Annotated in this window: 6 protein-coding genes; 2 read left to right on the forward strand and 4 right to left on the reverse strand. The window is 57.7% G+C overall.

Annotated elements, in window-relative coordinates; genetic code table 11:
- Positions 1 to 111 precede the first annotated feature (111 nt).
- Together H5U08_RS07960 and pdxA are read right to left on the reverse strand one after the other, a co-directional pair.
- A complete protein-coding gene (locus tag H5U08_RS07960; protein ID WP_297031957.1) occupies positions 112 to 1,263 on the reverse strand; it encodes a hypothetical protein in 1,152 nt (383 codons plus the stop codon).
- A 444-nt stretch (positions 1,264 to 1,707) separates the two neighbouring features.
- Positions 1,708 to 2,769: a 4-hydroxythreonine-4-phosphate dehydrogenase PdxA gene (pdxA, locus tag H5U08_RS07965; protein WP_297031959.1), complete on the reverse strand. Its 1,062-nt coding sequence runs from the start codon at positions 2,767 to 2,769 to the stop codon at positions 1,708 to 1,710.
- 321 nt (positions 2,770 to 3,090) lie between these two features.
- Here pdxA and dtd point away from each other — a divergent pair, with 321 nt between their 5' ends.
- Entirely contained in the window at positions 3,091 to 3,573 is a 483-nt protein-coding gene (dtd, locus tag H5U08_RS07970; RefSeq protein WP_297031961.1) for a D-aminoacyl-tRNA deacylase, read from the forward strand.
- A 49-nt stretch (positions 3,574 to 3,622) separates the two neighbouring features.
- Positions 3,623 to 4,174 (forward strand): CvpA family protein, encoded by a 552-nt coding sequence (locus tag H5U08_RS07975; protein WP_297031963.1) that lies wholly within the window; start codon positions 3,623 to 3,625, stop codon positions 4,172 to 4,174.
- A 462-nt stretch (positions 4,175 to 4,636) separates the two neighbouring features.
- Here the strand turns inward: H5U08_RS07975 and H5U08_RS07980 are convergent, their stop codons facing one another.
- Both H5U08_RS07980 and H5U08_RS07985 read right to left on the reverse strand, forming a co-directional pair.
- Entirely contained in the window at positions 4,637 to 5,692 is a 1,056-nt protein-coding gene (locus tag H5U08_RS07980; RefSeq protein WP_297031965.1) for an acetyl-CoA carboxylase carboxyltransferase subunit alpha, read from the reverse strand.
- Positions 5,693 to 5,862: 170 nt separating this feature from the next.
- On the reverse strand, positions 5,863 to 6,421 hold a 559-nt coding region (locus H5U08_RS07985; protein ID WP_297031967.1), incomplete at its 5' end, for a serine/threonine-protein kinase.

Consider the following 6,421-nt stretch of genomic DNA (forward strand, 5'->3'; position numbering starts at 1 on the left):
TCCTCTCGCCCACAAAAACACCCGTCGTGCTGGCCGGCAATGGGCACGACGGGTTTGGTCTCCCACGTCGGAGGACAATCAAGCGGTCTGCGTTGGGGGTATCGCGGGAGATTACTGAGCCGGGCTGCTCGCCGTTGAGCCGTTGGCGTCTACGCCGGGATCAACGTACGCGGGCTGATCAACCGGTTGGGCCGTGGCATCGATCACCTCGTGCCCATAAGAATGCGGTTGGCGGAAGATTGTCAAACCCGGGGTTGTCTGTTCGTGGATGTAAGCGTGGTTCGCCGGCTTCGGATAGTTGATTCCCGGGGACTGTTTCACATCAATCCGCACTTTATGGGTGGGATGCGGAATGTGGACGAACGTATGATTCCGCATCACATGTTTCTGGAGACCGGCCGGACCTCCCAGCGGCACATGGGGTGGTCCCGGGAGACCGATGGGCGTGCCGCTCATGGGCATTCCGTACTGAGGCCCCGTGACGCCCGAGATATAGTTCATCGGAACGGTGCCGCCACCGGCCATTGCGGGACCAGCGGCGAAGGGGGTACCCTGAAGGCCCATTCCGTTGGCCTGGCCGCCGGCAGGGACAACGTCCTGGCCAACGCTTGCCACATCACCGGGGATCTGAAGGTCACGATTCCCCATGCGGATGATCGCCAAGATGGAGCCGCGGCGATCGGCCTCGACGATCGGGTCCACGCCCGGATCCAGCCGTGTACTCACGAGGGTTTCCGCACCCGCCACGGCGAGCTCCTGATAGTTGGGATCGGGGAGGTAAACCACCTTCGTGACGAAGTTCCCACTAAGGACCTGGTCGAAGTCCTCGTCCGTGAATTGGACGGGAATGGCATTATGGGCGATGAATGCCTCGGTCCGCGGCATCGCCGGAGCCACTTCCAGGGTGGGATATAACTCGACGCCGGGTCGCCCCGGAATATTCGTCAACTTCAACCGATAAATAGCACCCTGTGGAAAGTTGTACCGTCCCGGACACACCAGCGGTTCAGAGTCGAACGCACCCGGTGCCGAAACGTCCCACGTGACCTGCATTCCTTCTGGACCGATAAAGTTGATCTGGGAGACCGGCACCTGAGCCGGCATCAACATAGGGGCGTACGGCGCCTGGACCCCTGGACCCGGGCCTCCCACCCCAGGACCCATCTCCATGAGTTGCTGGGCGGGCGGAAGGTTTTGCTGGAACGGGCCCTTGCAGCCCGCAACGACCGCTAACACCACACAAAGAGCAGCTCCACATCTCATCGGGTTATCCCCCTCACAGCAGGATGTCGGTGATCCCGTAACTGCTTGTGTCCTCTCGATGGTGACCCGCGCTGAACGGGCAAAATGGATCACTCTTTGCCTTCCGTTGGGCCATAGAGGCTCCTAGGCCGGACTCTTTCAACGCGGTCTTCTGACGGTATTCTTCGACAGCTTCTCGCGGTTCTCTTTGGTAAATCCGGCAAATGCGTCACATTGCGCATACCGAGGCCGACATGCAGCATACATATATTTCTCGGTTTTTCTAAATTGACGTTAGGTTTGTCAGATTTCGTCCCCTTGGAGTTACGTCTTGACCGCGGCAGCAACATTCGAAGAGAAGATTCCGTAGAGGGAATTGGTCATCGGGGCAGAAGATCCCTCCCCGTACAGTGGGCTAGGATGCACACCATCGAGGGTTGAAACTGGCTCGCGTTCCGCTGTTCGTTATGGTGCGCTGGTTGACGATTTATTTCGTCGGCGGTGTCGTGCCAGGAGGGCTGCCACGCGGATGGCCTCGATCAAACTTCCGGGGTCAGCTTTTCCCTGGCCGGCGATATCGAATGCCGTGCCGTGGGCCACACTGGTCCGGATGATGGGGAGTCCCGCTGTGATGTTGACCGCCCGGTGCATTCCCAACAGTTTGAGCGTAATGTGGCCCTGATCGTGATACATGGCCACCACGCCGTCGAACCGGCCATCCCGCGCCTGCACCATCAGGGCATCCGCTGCGACCGGTCCTTCGACGGGAAGTCCTTCGTCCTGGGCACGACGCACTGCCGGGGTAATGAGGAGATTCTCTTCATTCCCAAACAGACCGTTTTCTCCGGCATGGGGGTTGAGCGCACACACTCCGATCCGTGGCGGGCCGTTTTTCAGGCAGCGGACCAGGCCGTGGATGAGGCGGATCTTGTTGAGGATGGCCTCGGCAGTGAGATGGCGGAAGATCTCTTTCATCGCCATGTGGAGGGTCACATGCACAATGGCTAGCCCAGCCGGGCCCCTCAGCGGTGCCCCGGGCCCAAGATAAAGCACCATCCCTACCTGACTCACACCGCACAGCTCCGCCAAGAGCTCGGTATGCCCCGGATAGTGATGGCCCGCCGCGTGAAGGGCCTCCTTGTTGATCGGAGCTGTCACGAGGGCATCGACCTTCTCGGCAAGTGCCAGTTCCGTGCCGAGCAGAATCGCTTCATAAGCAGCCTGACCGGCTTTGGGATCGATGCGGCCCATTTGCACGGATGGGGCATGGTCGTTAGCTGGCGGAATACAAACCAGCGTTTCCGGTGAAGCTTGGGCTCGTGCAGGTTCGTCACAGCAGGTGATTCGAAGCTGCAAGCGTCGCAGTGCCGCTGCCCGTCGGAGAAACTCCGAATACCCCACCACCACGGGACGGCATATTTCATGAACGGTCGGGTCGGACCACGCAGCAGCAACAATTTCCGGGCCGATGCCCGCCGGGTCCCCCGTCGTAATCGCGATGATCGGTCGTTCGTCGATTGGACTCATGATACCCTTCCCCTGTTCCACCATGCCGCATCGCCTGTCATGGCAATCTTCCCACATTTCCGCCCCTCATTTTATCATGGCGAATGGCGACGGGCGAACAAAGGGTGAGAACGTCGCCTGAAAAAACGTTAGAAAAACCTGGGGACGTCGGAAACCTCTGCGAGAAAGCGCCTCTTTCCGACGGTACGGCAGCCCATCCGTCTTACAAAACAATATTTCGTGCGGTTAAAAAGGTATCTTCTATTGTTATGGCGGGAATCGTCAGCGTGGTGGACCGCCCTGCTTTCTCGTGATAGACATTTTCAACGGAGGATTGATGCCGTGAGAGCGTGTATCCAGCGCGTCCAGTGGGCGCGAGTAAAAGTCAATGCGGAAGTTGTGGGCGAAATAAAGAAAGGAGTGCTTGTGCTGTTGGGGGTCGCGGTTGGAGATACCGAAAAAGAAACTAAACTGATCGCTGATAAAGTAGCTCAATTGCGAATATTTGAAGATGAACAGGGCAAAATGAACCTTTCCCTGGCCGAGGTAGGAGGGGCCGTTCTGGTGGTCAGCCAGTTCACGCTGCTGGCGGATTGTCGCAAGGGACGGCGACCGAGTTTCACAAAGGCGGCCGCGCCGCAGGATGCCGAAAAACTGGTGGATCAGTTTGTGCAGATCCTCCGCGGGTACGGCCTGCCGGTCGCCACCGGGCGGTTCCGAGAACATATGGAGGTGGAACTGCTCAATGATGGTCCCGTGACCATCCTTCTGGATAGCGATGAATTGAGCCGTCCCCGAAGAGGCAGGCCGGGTGTGGTAGAATGACTGAGAGGGCCGAAACGGACCGGCTGACGGCTGATGGAGGGAAGAAGCGGTGATAGGCGGGATTCCCATTTATGACCTGGTGATGGGTCTCATTCTTCTGTGGACGACGGTGTACGGGGCAATACGCGGGTTCGCCTGGCAGGTGGCCTCGTTGAGCTCACTGGTCGTCAGTGCCTGGGCAGCCGTTCGCTGGAGTCCCTTTGTTGCGACTTATCTTAGCCGTGAGGAGCCGTGGAATCGTTATCTGGCGATGTTGCTCATTTTCATCGTGTGCTCGCTGATCATCTGGCTTGTGTTCCGTTATGTGGCCCAGTGGATTCAGCGGGTGCGGTTGGAGGGATTTGACCGGCAAATGGGGGCTTTGCTGGGGCTAGCGAAAGGAATCCTTTTGTGTTTTGTGTTGACCTTCTTTGCGATCACGCTGTCGGAAGGAACGAAGCGGCTGGTGCTGGAGTCGCACGCCGGACCCTGGGTGGCAGCATTGCTGCCGCGCGCGGTGCGGATTCTTCCGCCGGAGGTGCGGAACTCGGTAGGGGAGACCATCCAAAAATTCAAGGAACAGCTTTCAGATCCCCCGGCGCTCCCGCCGTCCGTCCCGTGAAAACTCCTGGCTTGTCGCTACGCTCTGATCGAAATCACTGAATTGTTCAGGCGAATTCAGAGCGGTTTGGCCGCAGGATCCGCACCGAAGATCTTCTTGTGCGGCGGGACGAGTTAAGCCGAGAACTTTTGATGGCCGACGACCCAAAATGCTTACGATGTGGCCGAAAAACGGCCTATCTGACCGAACATAAGAAACATTATCGGACGTTGCCGAGTTCCTGTTTGGGTGGTCTTCGGTTGCTTCTCTCGGCCATAAGTTGGTTCTCAGATTGCCCGCCGGCAGCGGTTCCTGTGGGTAGGTCCATTTCCAGCGCTGAGGAACAACTCCGCAGGCCGCTCCCCTGAAAGTTGGAAGAAAGTGGTTTGTTTTGCGCCAGGAAAGTGCCGACGCGTCTTTCGGGTGACTTCCGCTTGTGCAGATCGGCCCAAGCTAGATCGCGGCCTTGGTGTTCGGCTGGGCTTATGCGTTGGGCGCTGCGCCCTCGTCGGCGATGTGCTGCGCTGGAGAATACCCCGGGCTGCTCGAGGCGGCAGCTTGCGCCGCCATCCCCACAGCCTCACCGCCTTCGAGATAAACGCCCATGCGGCGGAATTTCTGATAACGGGCTTCCAGAAGTTCAGGAATCGGGATGGCGGTGAGTTCTTTAAGGGTGTTCCGCAGGTAAAGTTTCAGCCGCGAGGCCATCTGGAAAGGATCGCGGTGAGCTCCGCCGAGTGGCTCTGGAATGACGTCGTCGATCAATCCGAGCTGAATGAGGTCCTTGGAGGTCATTTTGAGTGCCCGGGCGGCCTCCTCCTTGTACTGCCGGTCCTTCCAGAGGATACCGGCACATCCTTCCGGGCTGATGACGGAATAATAGGCGTGTTCGAGCATGGCCACGCGGTCGCCCACCCCGATGGCGAGTGCTCCCCCTGAGCCACCTTCCCCGATGACCACACAGACGATTGGTGTCGGCAATTTGGACATCAGGAACATGGATTCCGCGATCACCTGGGCCTGGCCACGTTCCTCGGCGCCAATGCCGGGATAGGCTCCCGGTGTATCGATGAGACACACAATCGGCAGCCGAAACTTGGCCGCCAGTTTCATCTTGTGCATCGCTTTACGGTACCCTTCGGGATGGGCGCAACCATAATTGCACGCCAGACGTTCCTTGGTGTTTTTGCCCTTTTCGTGACCGATGACCATCACCTTGAACGTGTCGAGTTTGGCCCAGCCTGTCCGAATGGCTCGATCGTCGCCGAAACACTTGTCCCCGTGGAGTTCCACAAACTCGTCGAAGGTGAGCTGGAGATAGTCGCTCGTTTTGGGGCGGTCGGGATGCCGGGCAACCTCCACAACCTCCCAGGGTTTCAAATTGGAGTATATTTGCACAATAAGATCGATGAGTTCCTTGCGTTTCTGTTGAAGTTCTTCTCGCGCTGCGGGGTCTGTTTGAGCCAGTCGCTCCAGTTTTTCCAGACGAGCTTCCAGTTCATAAATTGGACGTTCAAAAGCCAGTCGATATTCGCTCATAGAACGACTCTTCCTTTTCAAAATTGTGGCCAAAGTTATCGAGTTAAAATCTCAACAATCTGGACCAATGTTCAATCGTCACTGATGTGTGAAGCCCACACTAAAAAACGCGGTTCCTGTTTCCCCGCGAAAAACACTGCTCGGCGAATACACGTGCGGCATTCGTTTTACTAAAGGCTGACCATCTCCGGCGTCACCTCGCCGACCGGGGGTTCCTTGAAGATTTGGACGTCGTACAGTGCGCCGGCGAACTCCCCTATCGTTTTGAAGCGGTCCGCCGGTTTCTTTGCCAGGGCCTTTTGCAAAATTTGCGAGAACTCTGGGGTCAGGTTCGGGTTGTACGCTTCCGGGGGCGGCGGAGCGGCCTTGAGGTGCTTGTTCAGCAGTTCGGCTTGATTCTGTCCGGTAAACGGGGGTTTCCCGCAGACCAGCTCAAAGAAAGTGCAGGCCAGGCTGTACAGATCTGCTCGTCCATCGAGCGGCTTGTTGAGAATCTGCTCCGGCGACATGTAGCTGCACGTCCCTTGAATCTTGGCCTTGGGGCGAAGATACCAGAGAATCCTGGGGGCTATTTTGCGGCATAACGCAAAATCGATGAGTTTCACATCCCCCTGGTTTGACACCAGAAAATTTTCCGGTTTGATATCCCGATGCACGTATCCCTGACGGTGAAGGTAGGAGACGGCCTCGATACACTGGAAAATGATCTTGCGAACCAGGTGGGCGTAT

The sequence above is a fragment of the Thermogutta sp. genome (assembly GCF_014359955.1).
GTDB lineage: Bacteria > Planctomycetota > Planctomycetia > Pirellulales > Thermoguttaceae > Thermogutta.

Bases quoted from the DNA above. Each gene is read 5' to 3' on its own strand.
- H5U08_RS07960 (WP_297031957.1), bottom strand. From the start codon at position 1,263: ATGAGATGTGGAGCTGCTCTTTGTGTGGTGTTAGCGGTCGTTGCGGGC.
- pdxA (WP_297031959.1), bottom strand. From the start codon at position 2,769: ATGAGTCCAATCGACGAACGACCGATCATCGCGATTACGACGGGGGAC.
- H5U08_RS07980 (WP_297031965.1), bottom strand. From the start codon at position 5,692: ATGAGCGAATATCGACTGGCTTTTGAACGTCCAATTTATGAACTGGAA.